At 65.2% G+C, this 22,244-nt stretch carries 23 protein-coding genes and 1 tRNA gene; 9 read left to right on the top strand and 15 right to left on the bottom strand.

Going from position 1 to position 22,244, the window contains the following annotated elements; genetic code table 11:
- Positions 1-13 precede the first annotated feature (13 nt).
- From FNJ84_RS11620 to FNJ84_RS11610, 3 genes are all read right to left on the bottom strand, one after another.
- Positions 14-787, bottom strand: coding sequence for an ATP-binding cassette domain-containing protein (locus FNJ84_RS11620; protein WP_143793286.1), 774 nt, complete (start codon positions 785-787; stop codon positions 14-16).
- Positions 784-1,857, bottom strand: a complete 1,074-nt coding sequence (locus FNJ84_RS11615) for an ABC transporter permease (protein WP_143793285.1) — start codon at positions 1,855-1,857, stop codon at positions 784-786. Before FNJ84_RS11615 ends, FNJ84_RS11620 begins: the two co-directional genes overlap by 4 nt.
- Positions 1,858-1,939: 82 nt before the next feature.
- A complete protein-coding gene (locus tag FNJ84_RS11610; protein WP_143793507.1) occupies positions 1,940-2,974 on the bottom strand; it encodes a sugar ABC transporter substrate-binding protein in 1,035 nt (344 codons plus the stop codon).
- Between the two features lie 122 nt (positions 2,975-3,096).
- Between FNJ84_RS11610 and FNJ84_RS11605 the strand changes: the two genes are divergently transcribed.
- The 3 genes from FNJ84_RS11605 (at position 3,097) to rpsD (ending at position 6,422) form a co-directional block, all read left to right on the top strand.
- A complete protein-coding gene (locus FNJ84_RS11605) occupies positions 3,097-4,215 on the top strand; it encodes an ROK family transcriptional regulator (protein WP_143793284.1) in 1,119 nt (372 codons plus the stop codon).
- A gap of 26 nt (positions 4,216-4,241) precedes the next feature.
- Positions 4,242-5,678, top strand: coding sequence for a xylulokinase (gene xylB, locus FNJ84_RS11600; RefSeq protein ID WP_143793283.1), 1,437 nt, complete (start codon positions 4,242-4,244; stop codon positions 5,676-5,678).
- A 123-nt stretch (positions 5,679-5,801) separates the two neighbouring features.
- Positions 5,802-6,422 (top strand): 30S ribosomal protein S4, encoded by a 621-nt coding sequence (rpsD, locus tag FNJ84_RS11595; protein WP_143793282.1) that lies wholly within the window; start codon positions 5,802-5,804, stop codon positions 6,420-6,422.
- Between the two features lie 62 nt (positions 6,423-6,484).
- Here the strand turns inward: rpsD and FNJ84_RS11590 are convergent, their stop codons facing one another.
- The 4 genes from FNJ84_RS11590 to FNJ84_RS21985 are packed head-to-tail and all read right to left on the bottom strand — an operon-like array spanning position 6,485 to position 12,242.
- Complete coding sequence (locus tag FNJ84_RS11590) at positions 6,485-7,120, bottom strand: aminotransferase class IV family protein (protein ID WP_143793281.1); 636 nt, start codon at positions 7,118-7,120, stop codon at positions 6,485-6,487.
- A complete protein-coding gene (locus FNJ84_RS11585) occupies positions 7,081-8,208 on the bottom strand; it encodes an aminodeoxychorismate synthase component I (protein ID WP_143793280.1) in 1,128 nt (375 codons plus the stop codon). Before FNJ84_RS11585 ends, FNJ84_RS11590 begins: the two co-directional genes overlap by 40 nt.
- A complete protein-coding gene (mfd, locus tag FNJ84_RS11580) occupies positions 8,205-11,636 on the bottom strand; it encodes a transcription-repair coupling factor (protein WP_143793279.1) in 3,432 nt (1,143 codons plus the stop codon). The genes FNJ84_RS11585 and mfd overlap by 4 nt, the downstream gene beginning before the upstream one ends.
- A gap of 48 nt (positions 11,637-11,684) precedes the next feature.
- Positions 11,685-12,242, bottom strand: coding sequence for a hypothetical protein (locus FNJ84_RS21985; RefSeq protein ID WP_255471176.1), 558 nt, complete (start codon positions 12,240-12,242; stop codon positions 11,685-11,687).
- A 69-nt stretch (positions 12,243-12,311) separates the two neighbouring features.
- Here FNJ84_RS21985 and hemB point away from each other — a divergent pair, with 69 nt between their 5' ends.
- Both hemB and FNJ84_RS11565 read left to right on the top strand, forming a co-directional pair.
- Entirely contained in the window at positions 12,312-13,307 is a 996-nt protein-coding gene (gene hemB, locus FNJ84_RS11570; RefSeq protein WP_143793278.1) for a porphobilinogen synthase, read from the top strand.
- An 88-nt stretch (positions 13,308-13,395) separates the two neighbouring features.
- Positions 13,396-14,016 carry a YSC84-related protein gene (locus tag FNJ84_RS11565; RefSeq protein WP_370454600.1) on the top strand — a complete coding sequence of 207 codons (621 nt, stop codon included), beginning with the start codon at positions 13,396-13,398 and terminating at the stop codon, positions 14,014-14,016.
- A gap of 69 nt (positions 14,017-14,085) precedes the next feature.
- Here the strand turns inward: FNJ84_RS11565 and FNJ84_RS11560 are convergent, their stop codons facing one another.
- Together FNJ84_RS11560 and FNJ84_RS11555 are read right to left on the bottom strand one after the other, a co-directional pair.
- Positions 14,086-14,928, bottom strand: a complete 843-nt coding sequence (locus FNJ84_RS11560) for an intradiol ring-cleavage dioxygenase (RefSeq protein ID WP_143793277.1) — start codon at positions 14,926-14,928, stop codon at positions 14,086-14,088.
- Between the two features lie 107 nt (positions 14,929-15,035).
- A complete protein-coding gene (locus FNJ84_RS11555; protein ID WP_143793276.1) occupies positions 15,036-15,839 on the bottom strand; it encodes an intradiol ring-cleavage dioxygenase in 804 nt (267 codons plus the stop codon).
- 252 nt (positions 15,840-16,091) lie between these two features.
- Here FNJ84_RS11555 and FNJ84_RS11550 point away from each other — a divergent pair, with 252 nt between their 5' ends.
- The 3 genes from FNJ84_RS11550 to FNJ84_RS11540 are packed head-to-tail and all read left to right on the top strand — an operon-like array spanning position 16,092 to position 17,396.
- Positions 16,092-16,271 carry a hypothetical protein gene (locus FNJ84_RS11550; RefSeq protein ID WP_101458859.1) on the top strand — a complete coding sequence of 60 codons (180 nt, stop codon included), beginning with the start codon at positions 16,092-16,094 and terminating at the stop codon, positions 16,269-16,271.
- Entirely contained in the window at positions 16,261-16,941 is a 681-nt protein-coding gene (locus FNJ84_RS11545; RefSeq protein ID WP_143793275.1) for a DUF1638 domain-containing protein, read from the top strand. Before FNJ84_RS11550 ends, FNJ84_RS11545 begins: the two co-directional genes overlap by 11 nt.
- The gene (locus FNJ84_RS11540; RefSeq protein ID WP_143793274.1) at positions 16,938-17,396 is read left to right on the top strand and encodes a GNAT family N-acetyltransferase; all 459 of its coding nucleotides are present in this window, start codon (positions 16,938-16,940) and stop codon (positions 17,394-17,396) included. The genes FNJ84_RS11545 and FNJ84_RS11540 overlap by 4 nt, the downstream gene beginning before the upstream one ends.
- A gap of 22 nt (positions 17,397-17,418) precedes the next feature.
- Here FNJ84_RS11540 and FNJ84_RS11535 read toward each other — a convergent pair whose 3' ends face one another.
- On the bottom strand, positions 17,419-18,012 hold the full coding sequence (locus FNJ84_RS11535) for an HNH endonuclease (protein ID WP_143793273.1): 594 nt from the start codon (positions 18,010-18,012) through the stop codon (positions 17,419-17,421).
- Positions 18,013-18,240: 228 nt separating this feature from the next.
- Here FNJ84_RS11535 and FNJ84_RS11530 point away from each other — a divergent pair, with 228 nt between their 5' ends.
- Positions 18,241-18,684 (top strand): VOC family protein, encoded by a 444-nt coding sequence (locus FNJ84_RS11530; protein WP_143793272.1) that lies wholly within the window; start codon positions 18,241-18,243, stop codon positions 18,682-18,684.
- Here the strand turns inward: FNJ84_RS11530 and FNJ84_RS11525 are convergent.
- The 5 genes from FNJ84_RS11525 to dctP form a co-directional block, all read right to left on the bottom strand.
- Positions 18,681-19,751, bottom strand: a complete 1,071-nt coding sequence (locus tag FNJ84_RS11525) for a 2'-deoxycytidine 5'-triphosphate deaminase (protein WP_143793271.1) — start codon at positions 19,749-19,751, stop codon at positions 18,681-18,683. The genes FNJ84_RS11530 and FNJ84_RS11525 overlap by 4 nt on opposite strands.
- 56 nt (positions 19,752-19,807) lie before the next feature.
- Positions 19,808-19,885 (bottom strand) — tRNA-Pro (locus tag FNJ84_RS11520).
- An 83-nt stretch (positions 19,886-19,968) separates the two neighbouring features.
- A complete protein-coding gene (locus FNJ84_RS11515) occupies positions 19,969-20,682 on the bottom strand; it encodes a MerR family transcriptional regulator (RefSeq protein WP_143793270.1) in 714 nt (237 codons plus the stop codon).
- Positions 20,683-20,695: 13 nt separating this feature from the next.
- Entirely contained in the window at positions 20,696-20,998 is a 303-nt protein-coding gene (gene ihfA, locus FNJ84_RS11510) for an integration host factor subunit alpha (protein WP_143793269.1), read from the bottom strand.
- Positions 20,999-21,131: 133 nt separating this feature from the next.
- Positions 21,132-22,223, bottom strand: coding sequence for a TRAP transporter substrate-binding protein DctP (dctP, locus tag FNJ84_RS11505; protein WP_143793268.1), 1,092 nt, complete (start codon positions 22,221-22,223; stop codon positions 21,132-21,134).
- Positions 22,224-22,244: the final 21 nt, after the last annotated feature.

The following is a 22,244-nucleotide window of genomic DNA, read 5'->3' as shown; positions in this document are numbered from 1 at the left end:
TCCCCCGCCCCGGTCATGCCGCGACCCCTTCGGGCAGCTTGGCGCCGGTCATGAAGGCGACCGCATCAGACATGCTGTATTCATCCGGCCGAATCACCGCCAAACGCCGCCCCAGACGATGGATATGGATGCGATCGGCCACTTCAAAGACATGGGGCATGTTATGGCTGATCAGGATGATCGGAATCCCGCGCGACCGCACATCCCGGATCAGCTCCAATACCTTGCGGCTTTCCTTGACGCCAAGCGCTGCCGTCGGCTCGTCCAGGATCACAACCTTGGACCCGAAAGCCGCAGCCCGCGCCACAGCCACACCCTGACGCTGGCCACCCGACAGGGTCTCGACCGCCTGGTTGATGTTCTGGATCGTCATCAACCCCAGCTCATTCAGCTTCTCGCGGGCAAAAGCCTCCATCTTGGGGCGGTCCAGCTGGCGGAACCAGCTGCCCATGATGCCGGGTTTGCGCAATTCGCGGCCCATGAACATGTTATCGGCGATGGACAGGGCGGGCGACATGGCCAGCGTCTGATAGACGCATTCGATGCCGTAACCCCGCGCCTCCAGCGGGCTGCCGAACTGCACCTTCCGACCTTCCAGCGTGATCTCGCCCTCGTCGGGCTGCACCGCGCCCGACAGCGCCTTGATCAGGCTTGACTTGCCGGCGCCATTGTCGCCGATCACGGCCAGTATCTCGCCCGGCATCAGGTCGAAATCGCAATGATCCAGGGCTGTGACCTTGCCATAGCGCTTGACCAGGTTGCGGGCGTAAAGGATGGGCTCGCTCATGACGATACCTTTCTGATCCACTGGTCCACGGCGACGGCAAAGATGATCAGCACGCCAATCAGGAAGAAGGTCCATTGCGGGTCGGTCCCGACCAGCCGCAGCCCCATTTCGAACACACCGACGATCAGCGCGCCAAAGAACATCCCGACGATGGAACCCCGCCCGCCGAACAGCGAGATGCCACCGATCACCACAGCAGTGATCGACTGGATATTGCCCAACTGCCCGGTCGAGGCCGTGGGCGACACCGAACCGAACCGCCCGATCATCACCCAACCGGCGATGGCGCAGAACAGCCCCGCCAGCGTATAGACCTGGATCAGGATGCGGTCGGTCTGCACGCCCGCCAGCTGCGCGGCCTCGGCATCATCGCCCACGGCATAGACATGCCGCCCCCAGGCCGTGTTGCGCAGCACATAGGACATGACGGCCACCAAGGCGATCATCAGGAACACGGCGTACAGCACCTTTACCCCGCCCGGCTGGATCGCATAGCCCCAGAATTGCAGCGCAGGCGCCTGTTCGCTGATCTCGCGCGAGCGGATGGTTTCATTCTGCGAAAAGATGAAATTCGAGGCCAGAAAGATCTGCCAGGTGCCCAGTGTCACGATGAAGGGCGGCAGCTTCAGGCGCGAAATCAGAAACCCGTTCAGCGCCCCCATCGCCGCGCCGGCGGCAAGGCCAAGGGCAATCGCGGCCGGTGCCGGAATGCCATAGCGAAAGGTGAACTGCCCCATCAGCACCGAGGAAAACACCGCGATGGCGCCAACTGACAGGTCGATGCCGGCCGTCAGGATCACGATGGTCTGGGCGCAGCCGATGATGCCGACGATGGCGATCTGTTGCAGGATCGTCGACATGGTCGTCGCGCGAAAGAAATTGTCGGACAGGAAAGCAAAGACGATGACCGACGCAATCAGCACGATCATCGGCACGGCCGATGGCGTCTGATGCAGCCAGTGCTGAATCTTCTTCAGCCCACGCTCTTTTTGCTCAAAGCTGGCCACGGTTTCCGAGGCGCCGGTCAGCCCCTCTTCGAAACCGGAAGCCGGTTTGGGTTCAGTCGCCATGTCTCGCCTCCTTCGATCATGACTGTGCTTGTAAAAGGGGCGGCGCGCGGCCGCCCCCTTGCATCATTCGGGGTGCGGGCGGTCAGCCCCAGCACATCTCCAGCCCCTTGGCGGTGTCGATGGATTCAACCCCTTCCGCCGGCTTGTCGGTAATCAGCGTGACGCCGGTATCGGTGAAATCCTTGCCCTCGCTTGCCGCAGGCTTGGTGCCGTCGGCCGCAAAGGCCGCGATCGCCTCGATCCCCATCGAGGCCATCGCCAGCGGGTATTGCTGGCTGGTCGCCCCGATGATGCCGTCCTTGACGTTCTGCACGCCGGGGCAACCACCATCAATCGACACGATCAGCACGTCATTTTCCCGGCCCACGGCCTTCAGCGCCTCATAGGCACCGGCGGCGGCGGGTTCGTTGATCGTGTAGACCAGATTGATGTCGGGATCGGTGGCCAGCAGGGCCTCCATCGCGGTCAGCCCGCCCTCTTCGTTGCCGGCGGTGACCTCATGGCCGACGATGCGCGGGTCTTCCTCGTCGCCCCATTTGTTCGGATCGCCCAGTTCGATGCCAAAGCCCTGAAGAAAGCCCTGATCGCGCAGCACGTCGACCGAGGGCTGGCTGATGGCCAGATCCAGCATGGCGATCTTGGCATTGGCGGCCTCGGCGCCCATGGTCGCGGCGGCCCATTTGCCGATCAGCTCGCCCGCGGCAAAGTTGTCGGTGGCAAAGGTCGCATCGGCGGCGTCGATCGGATCCAGCGGCGTATCAAGCGCGATCACCAGAATGCCGGCATCCCGCGCAGCCGTTACCGAATCGACGATGGCCGCCGTGTCCGAGGCGGTCAGCATGATGCCCTTGGCACCATCGGCAATGCAGGCCTCGATTGCGGCGACCTGCGCCTCGTTATCGCCATCGACCTGGCCGGCATAGGATTTCAGCTCGATCCCCAGTTCCTCGGCCTTGGCGGTCGCGCCTTCCTTCATCTTGACGAAAAACGGGTTGGTGTCGGTCTTGGTGATCAGGCAGGCATTCACCGCGTCCTGCGCCTGTACACCGCCAGCTGCAAATGCCAGCGCGGAAGCCGCCAGCGAAAGGCGCAACATGGTTTTCACGGTCAGGTTCATTGTCATCTTCCTCCTCCGGGATGCGGGAATCGCTGCCCCGCGACACCAGCAAACAAGCACCTGAAAATTCATCTTGTCAATAAATCAATTATGTTGATTTAATAGGCAAGGGAGGAATAGCCATGCCAAACCAGACCGACGGGGGACCAGAAAGAACCAATAATGAAAGGCTTGTCATAGCCTTGCTGCAACATGACGGGCCACGGTCGCGGGCTGAAATCGCCGCTGCGACCGGGCTGTCTGCGCAAAGCGCAACAAATATATCAAGGCAGTTGATTGATTCTGGCCTGCTGACCACCGGCAAGGCGATTCGCGGCCGGGTCGGGCAACCCTCGACGCCGCTGTCCCTGGCACCGGACGGGGCGTTCTTTCTGGGGTTGAAGGTCGGCCGGCGGCTGGCCGAACTGGCGCTGGTCGATTTCACCGGCACGATCCGCGTCCACCGGCAAGAGGTGCATTCTCATCCCGACCCGGATCGGCTGGCTGGTTTTGCCCGTAACGCGATCGCCACGACCATGGCCGCCATGGCGCCCGAACAGGCCGCACGCATCGCCGGTCTGGGCGTTGCCGCGCCGTTTCAGCTGTGGGACTGGGGCGCGGACATGGCCGGTTGGCGCGACCGCGATCTGCGCGCGGAACTGGCCGAGGCGTTGCCTTTTCCCGTCTGGCTGGAAAATGACGGCACCTGCGCCTGCGCTGCGGAACTGATCTTCGGCCGTCGCGACCTGCCCGCCGATTTCCTGTATATCTATGTCGCGCATTTCGCTGGCGGCGGTCTGGTTCTGGACGGGCGCCCCCGCTTTGGCCCGCATCGCAATGCCGGGGCCATCGGCTCGATGCCGGGGCCGATGGGCGGGCAGGTGCTGGATCACGCCTCGGTCTCGGGGCTGGAACGGATGATCGGCCATCCCCTTCCGCCCGACGATGCGGGCTGGAACGTCCCCGCACAGATCGAGCATGACTGGGCCATCCAGGCGGGCGAGGCATTGGCCTGGGCCGCGCTGACAGCCACGGCGCTGACGGATCTGGGGGCCGTGGTAATCGACGGCGCGCTGCCCGCCGCGACCCGCGACCGGCTGGTTCAGGCCACGCAGGCGGCGATGGCGCGCCTGCCCTCGGCCGGGGTGAACCTGCCGCCGGTCATGGCCGGCACGCTTGGCCGCACGGCGCGCACCCTTGGGGCGGCGGCAATGCCCTTGTCGCATGCCTTCCTGCCCGATGGCGCACTGTCCTTGCCTTGACCCGGACAAAGGCTGATAAACAGGGAATGTTTCTTGGTCTTGATCTTGGCACATCCGGCGTAAAGGCGGTTCTGATCGGTGATGATCAGACTGTTCTTGCAACCGGGCATGCCCCGTTGTCGGTCAGTAACCCCCATCCCGGCTGGTCCGAACAGACCCCGGCGGATTGGCTTGCCGCCTGCCGCACCGCCATTGCCGGATTGGGCCGTCGGCTGGACCGCGTCGCCGGGATCGGCCTGTCGGGCCAGATGCACGGCGCCGTCTGCCTCGATGCGGATGATCATGTGCTGCGGCCAGCGATCCTGTGGAACGATGGCCGCGCCCATGCCGAGGCGGCCGTGCTGGACGCCGACCCGCGTTTCCGCGCCATCACCGGCAATATCGTCTTTGCCGGCTTCACCGCGCCGAAACTGGTCTGGATGGCAAAGCACGAACCCGATCTTTTCGCCCAAACCGCCCGCGTCCTGCTGCCCAAGGCCTATCTGCGGCTGTGGCTGACGGGCGGCCATGTCGAGGATATGTCGGACGCATCCGGCACCGCCTGGTTCGACCCTGCCACCCGTGACTGGTCCGACGACTTGCTGACGGCCACCGGCATGAGCCGCGCGCAAATGCCCGCGCTGGTCGAGGGCAGCGCCGTCTCTGGCCGGTTGCGCGCCGATCTGGCGGCGGAACTGGGCCTGCCCGCGGGCATTCCCGTCGCGGGCGGGGCGGGCGACAATGCCGCCACCGCCATCGCCGCCGGGATTGCCGCGCCGGGCATGGGGTTTGTGTCGCTTGGCACATCGGGCGTGATCTTTGCGGCAACGGACCGGTTCTGTCCCGCGCCAGAGACCGCCGTTCACGCCTTTTGTCACGCCTTGCCGGGCCGCTGGCATCAGATGGGCGTGATGCTGTCAGCAGCCTCCAGCCTTGACTGGTGGTCGCGGATCGTGGGGGCGAAACCGGGCGATCTGCTGGCCGGGCTTGGCCCCGTCGCCGCGCCGGGGGCGGTGCGCTTTCTGCCCTATCTCTCGGGCGAGCGGACGCCGCTGAATGACCCGGCCATCCGGGGGCAATTCATCGGGCTGGCCTCGTCCCATGGCCGCGACGACCTGACCCGCGCCGTGCTGGAGGGCGTATCGCTGGCTTTGGCCGAAAACCTGGCCGCGCTGAAGGCGGCCGGCGGTGGCGCGGATGCGCTGATCGCCATGGGCGGCGGTGCGCGGTCCGATCTGTGGCTGTCGATGCTGGCGCAGGCGACCGGCGTGCCGGTTCTGCGGCCTGCCGGCGCGGAAACCGGCGGGGCCTTTGGTGCCGCGCGTCTGGCACTGATGGCCGCGACGGGTGCCGGCGAAGAGGTGCTGACCCAGCCCCCCATCGCCGCCGAATTTTCGCCCGATCCGTCGCTGGCGGGTACCTGGGCCGAGGCGCTGGCCGCGCTGCCGGCGCTTCGCGGTGGAACGGCCCGGACGGCGGGTTGACACCGGGCGAATCCCCTCTATAAGCGCAGCCTTCATTGGTGTTGGTGGCCCCTGCAAGGGGATGCCTGTCAGGCGCAAGCCAGAGGACAACGCCCTTCGATAACGCAAAGAAGGAGATCAGCCGTGACCAAACGCACGTCTGCCAAGTACAAGATCGACCGCCGCATGGGCGAAAACATCTGGGGCCGCGCCAAATCCCCGGTGAACCGCCGCGAATACGGCCCCGGCCAGCACGGCCAGCGCCGCAAGAACAAGCTGTCGGATTTCGGCACCCAGCTGCGCGCCAAGCAGAAGCTGAAGGGCTATTACGGCGACCTGACCGAAAAGCAGTTCCGCCGCATCTATGCCGAGGCCGAGCGCGTCAAGGGTGACACCGGCGAAAACCTGGTCGGCCTGCTGGAGCGCCGCCTGGACGCCGTCGTCTATCGCGCCAAGTTCGTCCCGACCATCTTTGCCGCCCGCCAGTTCGTGAACCACGGCCATGTGACCGTGAACGGCCAGCGCGTGAACATCGCCTCCTACCGCGTCAAGGAAGGCGACGTGATCGCCGTTCGCGACCGTTCCAAGCAGCTGGCCATCGTGCTGGAAGCCGTCGGCCTGGCCGAGCGTGACGTGCCCGATTACGTCGAGGTCGACCACAACAAGATGACCGCCACTTTCGTGCGCACCCCGGCCCTGGGCGATGTTCCCTATGCCGTCGTGATGGAACCGAACCTGGTCGTCGAATATTACGCGAAGAACTGATCCGGTTCTTCCGTCAGGAATATGGAAAGGCCGTCCCTCGGGACGGCCTTTTTCATTTGGGCCTATCCGATCAGCCGCGCCGGGATCAGCCCGCGCAGCGCATTGCCGATCAGCAGATCGCCCGTCGCCAGATCCTCGGGATGCAATAAGGATGCCCGCGCAATTCCTTGATCCAGAAGGGATTGCCGCAGCACGCCGGGCAGCAGCCCACAGGTCAGGGGTGGCGTCAGCAGGGTGCCATCGCGGCGCAGGAACAGGTTCGTAATCGTGCCCTCGCAGACCTCGCCGCGTTCGTTCAGCAGCAGGGCCTCGTCCACGCCATCGGGCAGCGCGGCGCGGGCGGCGTCATAGGTGGCGCGCATCGAGGACTTGATCCGCAACCACGGATCGGCGCTGTCCAGCCGCAGGGCCGAGATCACCACCCGCCATTCCGGCGCGTTCGGCGGCAGCGGTTGGCGGGTCACCGCCACCTGCCCCGTGGCATCGACGGCCAGCCGGTTGCGCATCACCTGACCCGAGGCCTGCGGGATCGCGGCCTCTGCCGCCGCCTCATCCAGCGGAAAGCCAACTGCCAGGCACCCACGCCTCAGCCGCGCCACATGCAGCGGCCACAGGGCGATGCGGCCGTCAGCCTCTTGCCGCATGGTTTCAAAGACGGTCAGGCCCGGCGGGGCAGCGTCGCGAAGGTCGATTTCCACAGCGCCTCTCTCCATTCCGCATCGGGCTGGCTGTCATAGACGATGCCGCCGCCGACGTTCAGGCGCAAGCGCCCCGGCGCGGTCATGACCGGCGTGCGGATCGCCACGTTGAAGCGCATCGGCCCGGCGGGATCGGCCCAGCCAATCGCGCCGCAATAGATGCCGCGCGGGGTATCTTCCAGTTCGGCGATGATCTCCATCGCGCGGATCTTGGGCGCGCCGGTGATCGAGCCGCAGGGAAACAGCGCGGCGATGATGTCGGTCAGGGTCGCGGCCTCGGCCAGACGGCCCCGGACGGTGGAGACCATCTGATGCACGGTCGCATAGGGCTCGATATGGAAAAGCTGCGGGACATGGACGGAACCGGGTGTGCAGACGCGGCTGATATCGTTGCGCAGAAGGTCGACGATCATCAGGTTCTCGGCCCGGTCCTTTTCCGAGGCCAGCAGCGCGGCGGCATTCTGCGCATCCTCGGCGGGCGTGGCGCCGCGCGGGGCGGTGCCCTTCATCGGGCGGGTCTCGATCCAGCCATCGGCGCCCACGGCAAAGAACAGTTCCGGGCTGCGCGACAGGATCGGCGGACCGTCCAGAAGGCACAGCGCGCCCTCGCCCACCGGCTGACGTGCTTCCAAGGCGGCATAGATGGCCTGCGGGCTGCCCTTGGCAGTCAGCGCCATCGGGAAGGTCAGGTTGACCTGATAGGTATCGCCCGCCTCGATATAGTCATGGACGGCCTGAACGGCGGCGTGATGGCGGGCCTTGGGCCAGAGCGGTTCGGGCGGTGACAACCGCACAGCGCGGCCCGAGGGCAAGGGCGGTGCCGGTTGCGGCGCGTCGAAGACGCCCATCAGGATCAGCGGCAGATCGCGATCCGGGGGCATCAGCGACGCCAGACGCGGGGTCAGCGCATAGCCCAGTTCATAGGCGAAATAGCCCGCCAGCCAGTGACCGGCCTGCCGTGCGGCCTCGATGGCGGCGAAGGCCGCGTCGACCTGATCGGCGTGATCTGCGCGGATCAGGTCCAGCGGGTCCGCAAACAGCGTCCCCTGCCCCAAGGGTCCGGTGTCAAAGCGGACCCCGCCGCTCACTTCGCGGCCTTGGCCTTGGCGGCCAGATCGCGGACCAGACCGTAAGCGCCCTTGATGCGTTCCGCGTCGCTGCCCCAATCGCGGCGGATGACGATCTTGTTGCCCTCGACCTTGGCCTGCCCGCGCTGGTCGGTCAGGAATTCGACCAGCCCGCCCGGATTGGGGAACTTGTCGCCGTGGAACTGGATCGTCGCGCCCTTCGGCCCCACGTCCAGCCGCGAGACATTGGCCACCTTCGCCCGCGCCTTGATGCGGATCACGTTCATCAGGGTCGAGACCTCGCGCGGCAGCGGGCCGAACCGGTCGATCAACTCGGCTGCGAAGCCTTCGAGCTCAACCTTGGTGGTCAGTTCCGCCAGACGGCGATAGAGGCCCAACCGCACATCCAGATCGGGGATATAGCTTTCGGGGATCGTCACCGGCACGCCAAGGTTCAGCGTGGGCGCCCATTCATCCTCGGGCGTGCCCTCGATCTCACCCGATTTCAGCTTGGCGATGGTTTCCTCAAGCATGGCTTGGTAAAGTTCAAACCCTACCTCGTTGATATGGCCTGATTGTTCCTCGCCCAGCAGGTTCCCGGCGCCGCGCAGGTCAAGGTCCTGCGAGGCCAGATTGAAGCCCGCGCCAAGGCTGTCGATGGCGCCGAGGAACTTCAGCCGCCGCGTGGCCTGCGGGGTCAGCGGCGCGCGGGGTTTCGTCGTCAGATAGCAATAGGCGCGGGTCTTCGAGCGGCCCACACGGCCCCTGATCTGATAGAGTTGCGCCAGCCCGAACATATCGGCGCGCCAGACCACCATCGTATTCGCCGTCGGGATATCGAGGCCGCTTTCCACGATCGAGGTGGCAACCAGCACGTCATGGCCGCCATCGTAGAAATCGTTCATCCGCTGGTCCAGATCGGTCGCGGCCATTTGGCCATGGGCGACCAGATAGGTGATTTCCGGCACGTTTTCCTTCAGCCAGTCCTCGACCTCGGGCAGGTCGGCGATGCGGGGGACAACGAAGAAGCTTTGCCCGCCGCGATATTTCTCGCGCAGAAGGGCCTCGCGGATCGTCACGCTGTCGAATTCCGAGACATAGGTGCGGATCGCCAGACGGTCGACCGGCGGGGTCGAGATGATCGACAGGTCACGCACCCCGGTCAGCGACAATTGCAGCGTGCGCGGGATCGGCGTGGCGGTCAGGGTCAGGACGTGGACCTCGCTGCGAAGTTCCTTCAGGCGTTCCTTGTGGATGACGCCGAAATGCTGCTCCTCATCGACGATCACCAGCCCGAGACGCTTGAACCGCACCGCCTTGGCCAGCACCGCATGGGTGCCGACGACGATATCGACGGTTCCATCGGCCAGCCCCTCGCGCGTCTTGGCGGCATCCTTGGCGGCGACGAAGCGCGACAGCGGGCGGACGGTGATGGCGGTGCCGCGAAAGCGGTCGGCGAAGGTGCGGAAATGCTGGCGGGCCAGCAAAGTGGTGGGCGCGATGACGGCGACCTGCATCCCCTGCGACGCGGCGATGAAGGCCGCGCGCATGGCGACCTCGGTCTTGCCGAAACCGACATCGCCGACGACAAGCCGATCCATCGGGCGGCCCGCGGCAAGGTCATTCGCCACATCCTCGATGGCCGATTGCTGGTCGTCGGTCTCGCTATAGGGGAAGCGGGCGGCGAAGGCCTCCCAATCGTGGTGATCGGGTTCAAGGATCGGGGCGGGACGCAGCAGGCGTTCGGCGGCGACGCGCATCAGCTTGTCGGCGATCAGCTTGATGCGTTCCTTCAGCCGGGCCTTGCGGGCCTGCCATGCACCGCCGCCCAGCTTGTCGAGCAGGCCTTCCTCGTGGCCGTAACGGCTGAGCAGTTCGATATTCTCGACCGGCAGGTACAGCCGGTCCCCGCCCGCATATTCCAGCGCCACACAATCATGCGGCACGCCGGCGGCCTTGATCGTCTCAAGCCCGGTATAGCGGCCAATGCCATGTTCCACATGCACAACCAGATCGCCCGGCGTCAGGCTGGTGGTGTCGCGCAGGAAATCCTCGGGGCGGCGGCGGCGCTTGGTGCCCCGGATCAGCCTGTCGCCCAGCACGTCCTGTTCGGAAATCACCGCGAGGCCGGGGGCGGAATAGCCCTGCTCCAGCGGCCAGACGGCCAGCCCAAGCGCGCCGGGCTGGTCGGGCAGATCGCGCAGATCGGCGATGGGTTTTGCACTGGTCACGCCCTCATCGGCCATCAGCCCCGACAGGCGTTCACGCGCGCCCTCGGAGAAGCTGGCGAGAACGACGCGGCTGGTTTTCGACAGGTCGCGGATATGGGCGGCCAGCGCAGCGAAAAGGTTCGTGTCCTCGGATTGACGCTCGGGCGCGAAATTGCGGCCGATGCGACCGCCGCCGTCCAGGACGCCGGGGCCGGGCGGGGCGGGCAGCACGCGCAGCTGGATCCTGCGACGCGCCGCCAGCCACGCCTGCCATTGCTCGGGCGTCGGAAACATCTGGTCGGGCGGCACCGGGCGATAGACGGTATCGCTGCGCCCCTTGGCGGCCAGCGCGTCGCGGCGGGCCTGATATTGCTCGGCGATCATGCCGCGACGGGCATCCTCGACCTGCGAAATCTGGTCGTCCAGCATGATCGTGGCGCCGGGCAGATAGTCGAACAGGCTCTCAAGCCGTTCATGGAACCATGGCAGCCAATGTTCGACGCCCGCCTGTTTGCGGCCCGCGCTGACGGATTCATACAGCGGGTCATTGGTGCCGCCGCCATAGGTCGCGCGGTAATTCTGGCGAAAGCGGGTGATGGCGTCATCGTCCAGAATGACCTCGGACATGGGGGCCAGTTCGACGCGCTTCAGCGTCTCGGTCGTGCGTTGGGTCACGGGGTCAAAGCGCCGGGCGCCGTCCAGCACATCGCCGAACAGGTCCAGCCGCACGGGGCCGGATTCGCCGGGCGGGAAGATGTCGATGATACCGCCCCGGATGGCGTAATCGCCGGGCTCGGTCACGGTCGGGGCCTGAACGAAGCCCATACGGACCAGAAAGGCGCGCAGCGCATCCAGATTTACCCGATCACCGACGCGGGCCTGGAAACTGGCATGGGCCAGCAGATCGCGCGCAGGGATGCGTTGCAGGGCGGCGTTCAGCGTGGTCAGCAGGACGAACGGCCCCTTGATCGCGCCTTGCGCAAGCGCGGCCAAGGTGGCCATGCGTGCGGCCTGCACCGCGCCTGCGGGCGAGACGCGGTCATAGGGCGTGGTGTCCCAGGCCGGAAAATCCAGCACGACGGCGCCGGGGGCGTGGAAGGCCAGCGCATCGCGCATGGCGGCCATGCGGCGGTCGTCGCGGGCGATGTGAACCACTGGCGCACCGCGCGACAGTTCGCGGGCGATCAGGGCGGCGTCATGGCCCTCGGGGGCGCCGGAAAGGATGATCTGGTCAGGCATTGGCGTGAGGTAAGCGAAGGGCTGGCAGAGTCAAGCTGGCAGCGGGGGTCACAGCCCGTTTGGGTGCATCAGCTGCCAGATCGTGCCCCAAAGCGCGGTGATCGCCACGGCGAGGATCGACAGCACAAAGGCCAGGCGGCGGTGAAAGACGATCAGCCGCAGCGATTGCCGCGCCGCCTGATCGGGGGGCAACTGGCCGTCATGCGCCTGCGCCAGCACCGGCACCAGCCGCCGCGCCAGACGCAGCCGCAGCAGGAACAGCAGCAGCAGCGGCATCGCCAGAAGGGACGCCGCCTGCGCCAGTTCCAGCCCGTAGCAAAAGCCCAGGACCGCCAGCGAGCTGACCGCGAACCCGGCCAGCGCCAGCAGCGCCACCCCCTCGCGCCGGCCCAACTGCCAGCGCGGCAGGGCCAAGGTCAGCCAGTCCAGCAGCGCCAGCCCCGGCTCGTCCTGTGGCGCGCGGCGGGCGCGGTTGATCACATCCGAGGGCACGCCCAGCACCGCCCGCCCGCTGCCGGCCCAGATCAGGATCAGGACAAACCAGAACCAGACGCTGCCAAAGCTGCGGGCATCCATCAGGTCAAGAAATCCATTGAATTGCGGCAAGCCATGCATCCTTGTTCTGGGCTGCGCGGGACCTTAGAACGTGCGTAACCCCAAGGAAAGGCCCCGCATATGGCAATGCCGATCATCGCCCCCTTCCCCGCCACCCGGCTGCGCCGGATGCGCCGCACCCCTGCCCTGCGCGCGATGGTGAGCGAGGTCGATTTCACGGCCGCCAACCTGATCTGGCCGATTTTCGTGACCGAGGTGGCTGGCGCCGAGGGCGAGATCCCCTCGATGCCCGGCGTCGACAGGCTGACGCTGGACGGGGCGCGACGTGCGGCGGAACGGGCGGCGAGCCTTGGCATCCCGGCGATCTGCGTCTTTCCCCATTCCGACCCCGATCTGAAGGACGAAAGCTGCGCCCGTGCCTGGGACCCCGAAAACATCAGCAACCGGGCCATCCGCGCCATCAAGGAAACCGTGCCCGATCTGGCGGTGATGACCGATATTGCGCTGGATCCTTACAACATCAACGGCCATGACGGCTTTGTGGTCGACGGCCAGATCCTGAACGACGAGACGGTCGAGGCACTGGTAAAAATGGGGCTGGCCCAGGCCGAGGCCGGTGCCGACATCCTTGGTCCAAGCGACATGATGGACGGCCGTATCGGGGCGCTGCGAACTGCGATGGAGGCGGCAGGCCATCAACATGTGGCGATCCTGTCCTATGCGGCGAAATTCGCCAGCGCCTTCTACGGGCCGTTCCGCGATGCGGTGGGGGCCTCGGGGCGGCTGGTGGGCGACAAGAAGACCTATCAGGTCAATCCCGCGAACCGGGAAGAGGCGATCCGCTGCGTGGCCCGCGATCTGGCCGAGGGCGCGGATATGGTCATGGTCAAGCCGGGAATGCCCTATCTGGATATCTGCCGCGAGGTGAAGGACCAGTTCGGCGTGCCGACCTTTGCCTATCAGGTCAGCGGCGAATACGCGATGATCGAGGGCGCCATCCGCAATGGCTGGCTTTCGCGCGATGCAATGGCCGAAAGCCTGCTGGCCTTCCGTCGGGCGGGTTGTGACGGGGTTCTCAGCTATTTCGCGCCGCAAATGGCTGAAATGCTGGCCTGAAGCCGCGATTTGTCATATGGTCGTGATCAACGGGCCGAAAGCGCCCGGCGAACCACAGATCGAGGCGACAATGAGCGATTTCAACATGATGACCCGTCGCGGCCTGCTGCTTGGCGCAGGGGCGACGATGGCCTTGGCCGGCTGCAACAACGCGATCGGCCAGAACGCCGCCGGACGGCTGGATGCGCGGGTCGACGCGACCCATAACTATATGGTCCAGAACTATCCCTCGACCGCCGCCATGGCCCAAAGTGCGGCGGGCATCCTGTATATGCCGCTGATGACCGAGGCCGCGCTTGGCGTGGGCGGCGCTTACGGGCAGGGTGCGCTGCGCATTCAGGGCGCGACGGTCGATTACTATTCGGCAACTCAGGCCAGCGTCGGTTTTCAGGCCGGCGCGCAGCAATATGCCCATGTCCTTGTGTTCCAAAGCCCGCAGGCGCTGGCGGCTTTCCGCACCTCGCCGGGCTGGGTCGCGGGCGCGGATGCCTATTACGCGATCCCGACGGGCGGGCTGGCGGTCGGGGCCGATACGGTGACGGCGCAGCATCCGGTCGTGGCGCTGATCTTTGGACAAAGCGGGCTGATGGCCGGCGCCACCATCGAGGGCACGAAATACAGCCGCATCATCCCCTCGGCGTTGAATGTCGGAAATATCGGCGCGATGGGCTTGTCGCGCGGTGGCGCGGCGCAGCCGACCGGATACTGATCGCCCGACAGACCCGCATTTACGAACGGCCCGACCGCCAGGATCACCCGGCGGCCGGGCCTTTTTTCTTCAGGCACCCTGCCCCGGAATCAGACTGGCCGGATCGACCGTGCCATCCGCCGGCCCCTGTGGCGATGGCGGCCGCCCGCCATCATTGCCCGGCCCACCCCCCGGAGGAGGCCCGCCGCCGGGGCGCTGCCCGGCCTGTGACACCGCGTCACGCGCAACGCCCACGACCAGCGCCGCATCATAGCCGTCGGGCTGCTCGGCGATATGGGCATAGGCACCCGCCCCGGCCTGCGCGGCAATGCCATCGCCCTGGTTGAACGTGTCGCGGGTCGAGCTGCGGCCACCGTAATCGGGCGCGTTGTCATAGATGTATTGGCTAAGCGCATCGGGCAGGAAAATCTGGCCCGTCAGCAGGTTGGTCTGATCCAGAAAGACCTTGAAATGCAGATGCGTGGTGCGCCCGCTATACCAGCCGGGATAGATGGTCTGGAACGCCACCAACCCCTGAGCATCTGCCATCTGGGTGCCGCGCAGGAAGGTCTGACCCGCCGTATCGCTGACCGCGTCGCTGCCCTGACCGGCGAAACCGCTGTAATTCCCCTGCGCGTCACAATGCCAGATATCGACGCGCGCGCCCTCGATCGGGGCGCAGCCGGCATCGACGATCTGCAACCGCATGGTCATCGCCACCCCCACGCGATCCTCGCGGATATCGGCGCGGACAAGTTCGGGGTCGATGTAATAGGGGCCCTCGGTCACTTCGGGCATAAGGCTGCACACATTGGGCGAGATCAGACCGGCAGCCGCCGCCTGCGCCCTCAGCATGCCCGGCCACAGACCGATTCCCAGGGTTGCGGGCGCAGCAGCGGCCAGAACCTTCAACAAATCGCGGCGGTTCGTCATTGTCAGCTTTCCTTCTGATACCTTTACAGTCCGGCAGCGCTAACAGCGGCCACCCAAACCAAAGGTAAACCGAGGCCAAGCCCCCCGCGATTGCAGCTTTCAGCCGGTCATGCCCGCAGCGCCGCCAATTCGCGCGGTTCGGGACTGGCGGCCAACGCCGACGCAGCACCGGAATGCACTGTCCCCCGGCGGCTTGGGGCTGTGGCACCACGCAGCCCGCCGTGATCCACCGCCACGACCAGCGCCGCATCATAGCCGTCGCTGCGCTCGGTCACGCCGGCATAGGCCCCCTCGCCCGCCTCGACCGCGATCCAGTCGTCGGCATTGGTCGTGTCCTGCACGGCCGAGCGGTCATAGGCCGCCGCATTCTCGAACACATATTGGCTAAGCGAGTCGGGAAAGAAGATCTGTCCGGTCAGAACCTCGTCCCGGCCCAGAATGACCTTCAGATGCATGTGGGTGGTGCGGCCCCGATACCAGCCGGGAAAGATCGTCCGAAAGGCGACCTGTCCGTCATCGCCACTGATCTGCGTGCCGCGCAGAAAGGTCTGACCCCGCGTGCCAAGCCGCGCATCGCTGCCCTGATTGGCAAAGCCGCTATAGTTGCCCTGCGCATCGCAATGCCACAGATCGACCCTTGCCCTCTTGATCGCACGGCAATCGGCGGTCACGATCTGTATCCGCATGGTCATCGGCACCCCGCCGCGATCCTCGCGGATGTCGCTGCGCATCAGATGCGGATCCAGATAAAACGGCCCCTCGGTTGTTTCGGGTGCCAGGCGGCAAACATTTGCCGCAATCAGCCCCGCCTGCCTGGCCTGGGCCAGCAGTGTCGACGGCCAAAGGCCGATGCCGGCAGCCGCAGGTGCCGAACCAGCCAACAGACGCAGCAGCTCGCGTCGATTCGTCATATGGCCTCCCCCACAAAGGCGCATCTAACAGAACGCAACCTTTTGGCGATCTGATCCAGTGTTTTTCGCAGTGACGGCGATTTTTCGCCGATACAGCGCCGAACATGCCCTGCACAGCGCGCTGCTGGGTCATGGGGACGCAGACATAATGGCAAAATCCCGCCGGGCGGCGTTCAGCAGGCCGCTTTCCTAAAACTGCGGCAAACTGGCCCTTTTCATCCCAGGATCGCGGCCCCATATTGGGGGGGCAAGATGAAAGAGGACATCATGCCGCTGCCGCATTTCCTGCTGATGATCGCCGCCGTCATTCTGGCGGCCGCATTGACGATCTGGGCGACGTTGTCGGCGGGCGTTCCTTTGGCCGCCTTGGCCCTGATCGCGCTGACGGGGGCGGCGGTGCTGCACCTGTCGATGCGAGACAATGAAGGCTGATCCCACCCCACCTGTCGCTGCCACCCCTGCCGCCCCGCCACGCACGCTGTTGCTGGCATGCGGTGCCTTGGCGCGCGAGTTGATCGCCATTCGCGACGCGAATGGCTGGGCCCACATGGATCTGCATTGCCTGCCAGCCGAGTTGCACCTGCGCCCCGAAAAGATCCCCGACGCCGTCGAGGCCGCTGTCGTCAAACATGGTGCCGGGTATGACCGCATCGTCGTGGTCTATGCCGATTGCGGCACCGGCGGGTTGCTTGCCACGCGCTGCGCCGATCTGGGAATCGAGATGATCCCAGGCCCGCATTGCTATGCCTTTTTCGACGGGATCGAGGCCCATGCCGCCCGTGCCGATGTGGAATTTACCGCCTTCTATCTGACGGATTTTCTGGTCCGGCAGTTCGATGCCTTCGTCTGGCGTGCCATGGGCCTGGATCGCCATCCCGAATTGCGTGACATCTATTTCGCCCATTACGAACAGCTGATCTATCTGGCCCAGACCGACGACCCGGCGTTGAATGCCAGCGCCGAACAGGCGGCGGCGCGGCTGGGCCTGCGTTATCAGCGGCGCAAGACGGGCTATGGCGATCTGCCGGCGATTCTGGCGCAGGCGGGCGCTGGTCGCGGCACGGCCCCGCTGGCCCCCGCAGGGGGGCGCGACATCGCATGATCCGCTGGGCCGAGCCTGCCGACAGCGACGCGCTGGGACGTGTCATGTTCGACGCGATCCATCAGGGCGACAGCCCCTATAGCGCGGCCGAGCGCCTGGCCTGGCTGCCCGCACCCAATTCGGGCCGGGTCTGGGCCGGTCGACTGGCCCGTCAGCGCGTCGCCCTTGCCGAGGTGGACGGCCTGCCCGTCGGCTTCATGACCCTTGGCGATGACGGCAATATCGACCTTGCCTTCCTGCTGCCCGCATATCGCAGCCAGGGGTTGTTCCGGCAATTGCTGGATCAGATCGAGGATGCCGCGCGTGATGCCGGCATCGACCAGCTTTGGACCAATGCCAGCCTGATGGCCGAAGGGCCGTTCAAGGCCTTTGGCTTTGTCACCGACAGGGCCGAACATATCGAACGCGACGGCCAGAGGTTGCAACGCTTTCGCATGCATAAATGGCTGGTCTAGGCGCGCGACCGATACGCCCGGCTCAGCTTTCCAGTTCAGCATCCCAATACAGGAAATCCATCCAGCTTTGATGCAGGTGGTTCGGCGGAAAGCGCCGGCCGACGGCGTGCATTTCCTCGCTTGTCGGGCAGCGCGGTGTGCGGCGCAGGCTCATGCCAGAATGGCGCAGCGACTTGTTGGCCTTTTTCAGATTGCAGGGCGAACAGGCGGCGACCACGTTTTCCCAACTGGTGATCCCGCCGCGCGATCGCGGCACCACATGGTCAAAGGTCAGATCACCCTTGGACCCGCAATACTGGCAGGAAAATTCGTCCCGCAGAAAAAGATTAAAGCGCGTGAAGGCCACGCGCTTTCTGGGTCTTACATAGTCTTTCAGAACGACAACCGAGGGTATGCGGAACGCCTGACGCTGACTTCGGACCAGCTCGTCATACTCGGCCAATATGCTGACCCGATCCAGAAACACCGCCTTTATCGCCTCTTGCCAGGGCCACAGCGACAGCGGGTAATAGGATAGCGGGCGATAATCGGCGTTCAGCACCAGCGCGGGGTGATTGCGCAGACCCGAGGGCTCTCGCACGAACTGGGTTCTGAAATCGCGGTGATTATCAAGCATTGCCACGTTCCCATCCGCCCCTTCAGGCCATGATCGGGGCAAAGCAGATATCCGATAACACAACTATATATCGCGTCTGAAATCTGACAAGCCCCAGTATGTATTGGCACCCAAGGAATAGCCTGCCGCTGTGACAACGGCATGACGCCCGCACCCCGGACTGCCCCCCTGCACGGTATCCTGCGCAATCCGATTGCGGCACGCCAGCCGCCATGGCAATCTGAACCCATGCCTGACCGATCCACTGCCCCGCCCGTGCTTGGCACCTTGGAATCCGCGCTCTATGTCGACGATCTGGACGCGGCAATCGGCTTTTGGCGGGGCATCATGGGTCTGACCTGCTTTCAATTAAGCCCCGGCAGACATGCGTTTTTTCGCGTTTCGGACAGCCCGCGCCCGCAGGTTCTGCTGGTCTTTCGCGCAGAGGCGACCGAACACCCGCCAGCCGCTGACGCGCGCCTGCCCGTGCCGCCGCATGGCGCGCGGGGGCCGGGCCATTATTGTCTGGCGGTCGCACCAGACATGCTGGACGACTGGCGCACGCATCTGCAAACCGCCGGCATCGCAATCGAGGCCGATTTCCGCTGGCCCAACGGCGCGCGATCCATCTATCTGCGCGATCCCGCCGGCAATTCGATCGAACTGGCCGATCCCGCCATCTGGCGGCCCTAGCGGAACTGCTTGGCCAGCTTCAGCCCCTGCCCCTGATAATTCGAGGCGATCCCCGCACCATACAGCCGGTCCGGCAGCGCCGCCATGCGTTCATAGACCAGCCGACCGACCACCTGCCCATGTTCCAGCACGAAGGGCGCCTCATGGCAGCGCACCTCCAGCACGCCGCGCGCGCCAGCCCCCGCCTGACCCACACCGAAACCGGGGTCAAAGAAGCCGGCGTAATGCACCCGAAACTCGCCCACCATAGCCAGATAGGGCGCCATTTCGGCGGCGTATTCGGGCGGGATGGCCACGGCCTCGCGGCTGACAAGGATATAGAAGGCGCCGGGGTCCAGAATCAGCCGGCCCTCATCGGTGCGCAGCTCGTCCCAGAACTCGCGCGCGTCATAGGCACCGATCCGATCCAGATCGACAACGCCACTATGCGGTTTGGCGCGATAACCGACCAGATCGCCCGCCTCGGGGCGCAGATCGACCGAGAAACCCAGGCCCTGATCAATCAGCGCCGGCCCGCCCGTAACCAGCGGCTGATCGGCGTTTAATTCGCTTAGCTGCGCATCAGACAGCACCGCCTGCCCCTGCCGCAGACGCAACTGGTTCAGCCGCATGCCGGGGCGCACCAGCACGCTGAATGATCGCGGGCAGATCTCGGCATAAAGCGGGCCGTCATAACCATCAGGCAGCCGGTCAAATTCGGTCCCGTCATCGGTGACCAGCCGGGTCAGCAGATCCAACCGCCCGGTCGAGGATTTCGCATTGGCCACGGCGGTCAGCCCGGCGGGCAGGCGCAGCCGTTCGATCAGCGGCACCAGATAGACGCAGCCGCGTTCCAGCACCGCGCCATTTGTCAGATCCATCTGATGCATCTGGAAATCAGGCAGCCGATCCTCGACCCGGCGCCCCTTGCCGGCCAGAAAACTGGCGCGCAACCGATAGGCCGTGCTGCCAAGCCGCAAGTCAAGACTGGCGGGCTGGATCTGTTCGGGAATGATCGCCGGTTTGGCCGAGATCGCGCCGGTTTCGATCAACCGCCGCAATTCGCTGTCAGGCAAAACACCATTCATGCTGGTCTCCGCAAATGCGAACGCCCACCCCCGCAAAGGGATGGGCGTTATCGGAATGGTCGGGCCGGAGAGATTCGAACTCTCGGCCTTCCGCCCCCCAGACGGACGCGCTAACCAGGCTGCGCCACGGCCCGACGCCGGCCATATAGAGCGAAGCTTGCGGGCAGCACAAGGGCCGGTTTGCGGAAAATTGACAGTCAGGCGACATGAATGCGGATCAATAGTGATCTGCGATGGCGTCAAGCAGCTGCCGGGCCACGTCGCGCGCAGGATCGGACAGGTCGGCCCCGCCCTGCGATGCCTGCAACGCCGCAGTAACGCCGATCAGCCGCCCCAGCCAGGCTGCCTGAACCGGGTCGACCGCGACAGGCTGCCGGGCAGCAGAGGCGGCCGGGTCGGCAGCAAGCCCGGTATCCGGCCGATCCTCGGGAAACAGCGGCAGCGGGTCGGGCACGCGGGTCGGGACTGGGCGCTTGCGGTTGCGCGACCGCGGTGCGCGATCGGGCTGATCCAGCTCGGACAGGCTGGCAGCGTCCGGCGGCGGGGCGACAGGTTTGGGCGTCATGGCCGCAGTCTCGGTGACGCTTTCGATGCTGGCCCGGCCATCCCCATCGACAGCCCCAGAATCGGCGGCAACGGTTTCCACCGCTTCGCCCAACTTGATCGCACCACGGGCACGGACCGATTCGCCCCGATCCTTGGACAGCATCTTCTTGGCGCCGCGAATGGTCAGCCCCTCATCGCGCAGGATCTCGCAGATGCCGGCGGCCAGACGCACATCGTCGGGCCGGTAATAGCGGCGGCCATCGCCGCGCTTCATCGGCTTCAGCAGGCTGAACTGGGTTTCCCAATAGCGCAGCACATGGGGCGCGACTCCGATCATCTTGGCGACTTCGCCGATGGACCGGAATGCCTCTGCCCCCTTTGCCATGCCTTAGCCGGCCCTACCGCTTGTTGCCGGCCGAGACGCGATCTTTCATCAGATGCGATGGCCGGAATGACAGAACCCGGCGCGGCGTGATTGGCACCTCTTCCCCGGTTTTGGGGTTGCGGCCGATTCGCTCGTTCTTTTCGCGCACGCTGAACGTGCCAAAGGACGAGATCTTGACCTGATGGCCGGCCACCAATGCGTCAGAGATATGCAACAGAACGGTTTCCACCAGTTGCGCCGATTCATGGCGCGACAGGCCGACCTCGCGGAAAACCGCCTCGGCCAGATCCATCCGTGTCAGCGTCTTTTCACTCATACCTGCACCATGTCGATTGCACTCAAGATTGGTCAGTTTCGGTTCCGCTGTCAACAAGCGGGGCGGGGGATTTGTTCCCCCGCCCCATCGTTCTGCGTTGATTTTGCGCGATTTAGTGCCGGTCGTCCCCGGCTTAGCCGGCGCAAGCCTGAATTTTGGCCAGATCCGGCCCGTTCGGGCTGCGACCAAGGTTGTAAGGCGCCGAGGCGTCGCGCCATTGGCTGTAGTCCTGCAAATAGGCGATCATGCTGGCATAGACCTTGGCCGAAAGCGGGTTTTCACAGGCGGCTTCCTCGATCGTCTCGTTGGCGAGCATCTGGATGTTTTCCAGCGTGGCGTCGTCCAGACGGGTGATCTCGGTCCCGGCCTCTTTGAACTCGGCATAGGCTTCGGTGGCGCGCTTTTCGGTGAAGGCCAGCGACCACAGCAGGTTGGCGGAGGCCGCGACCTTCAGCGTTTCCTGGGTTTCCGGCGTCAGCGCATCCCAGCTTGCCTTGTTGATCATCACGCCAAAGACGGATGCCGACTGGTGCCAGCCCGGCGTCGACCAGTATTTCGTCACCTGCTGGAAGCCGCCCGACCAGTCCACGTTGGGCGTCGAGAACTCGGCCCCGTCGATCACGCCACGCTCCAGCGACTGATAGATCTCGCCGCCGGCCATGCTGACCTGATTACCACCCAGCTTTTCCAGCAGCTTGCCCTGCTCATAGCCGGAAAGGCGCAGGCGCAGGCCCTTCAGATCCTCGGTGGTGACGATCGGCTTGTCGACGGTGCGGAAGCCCGATTCGTTATTGGTCACGCCATAGGGCAGATAGACCATGCCGAACTTGCCATAGACCTCGTTATACAGGTCCGCCCCGCCCCATTCCTGGATCCAGTTGATGTAATCCACGGCGTTGAACAGCGCCGAGGTCGTGGCCAAGGGCGAAAACGCGCTGTCACGCCCCGCCCAATAGCCCGGCCAGTCGCCGCCGGCCTGAATGGTGCCCGATTCGACCGCGCCGAACACCTCGCCCGCCGGAACCAGCGAACCGCCGTCGAAGAATTCGATGGTCAGTTGATCATCGGGGATCATGGCGTTGGCCAGTTCCACGAAATGCTTGTCGATCTCGATCAGTTCCAGGCTGGACGGCCAGGTCGAGGTCATGGTCCAGTTTTCGGCCATCGCGGGCGCAGCCGCGACAGTGACGGCGGCCAGCGCGGCCCCGGTCAGATAATGCTTCATTGGTATCCTCCTTGTTGAGTT

It is taken from the genome of Paracoccus sp. M683, assembly GCF_007096355.1.
Lineage (GTDB): Bacteria > Pseudomonadota > Alphaproteobacteria > Rhodobacterales > Rhodobacteraceae > Paracoccus.
The sequence above is the reverse complement of the archived record's forward strand: the minus strand, read 5'-3'. Positions and strand labels throughout refer to the sequence as shown.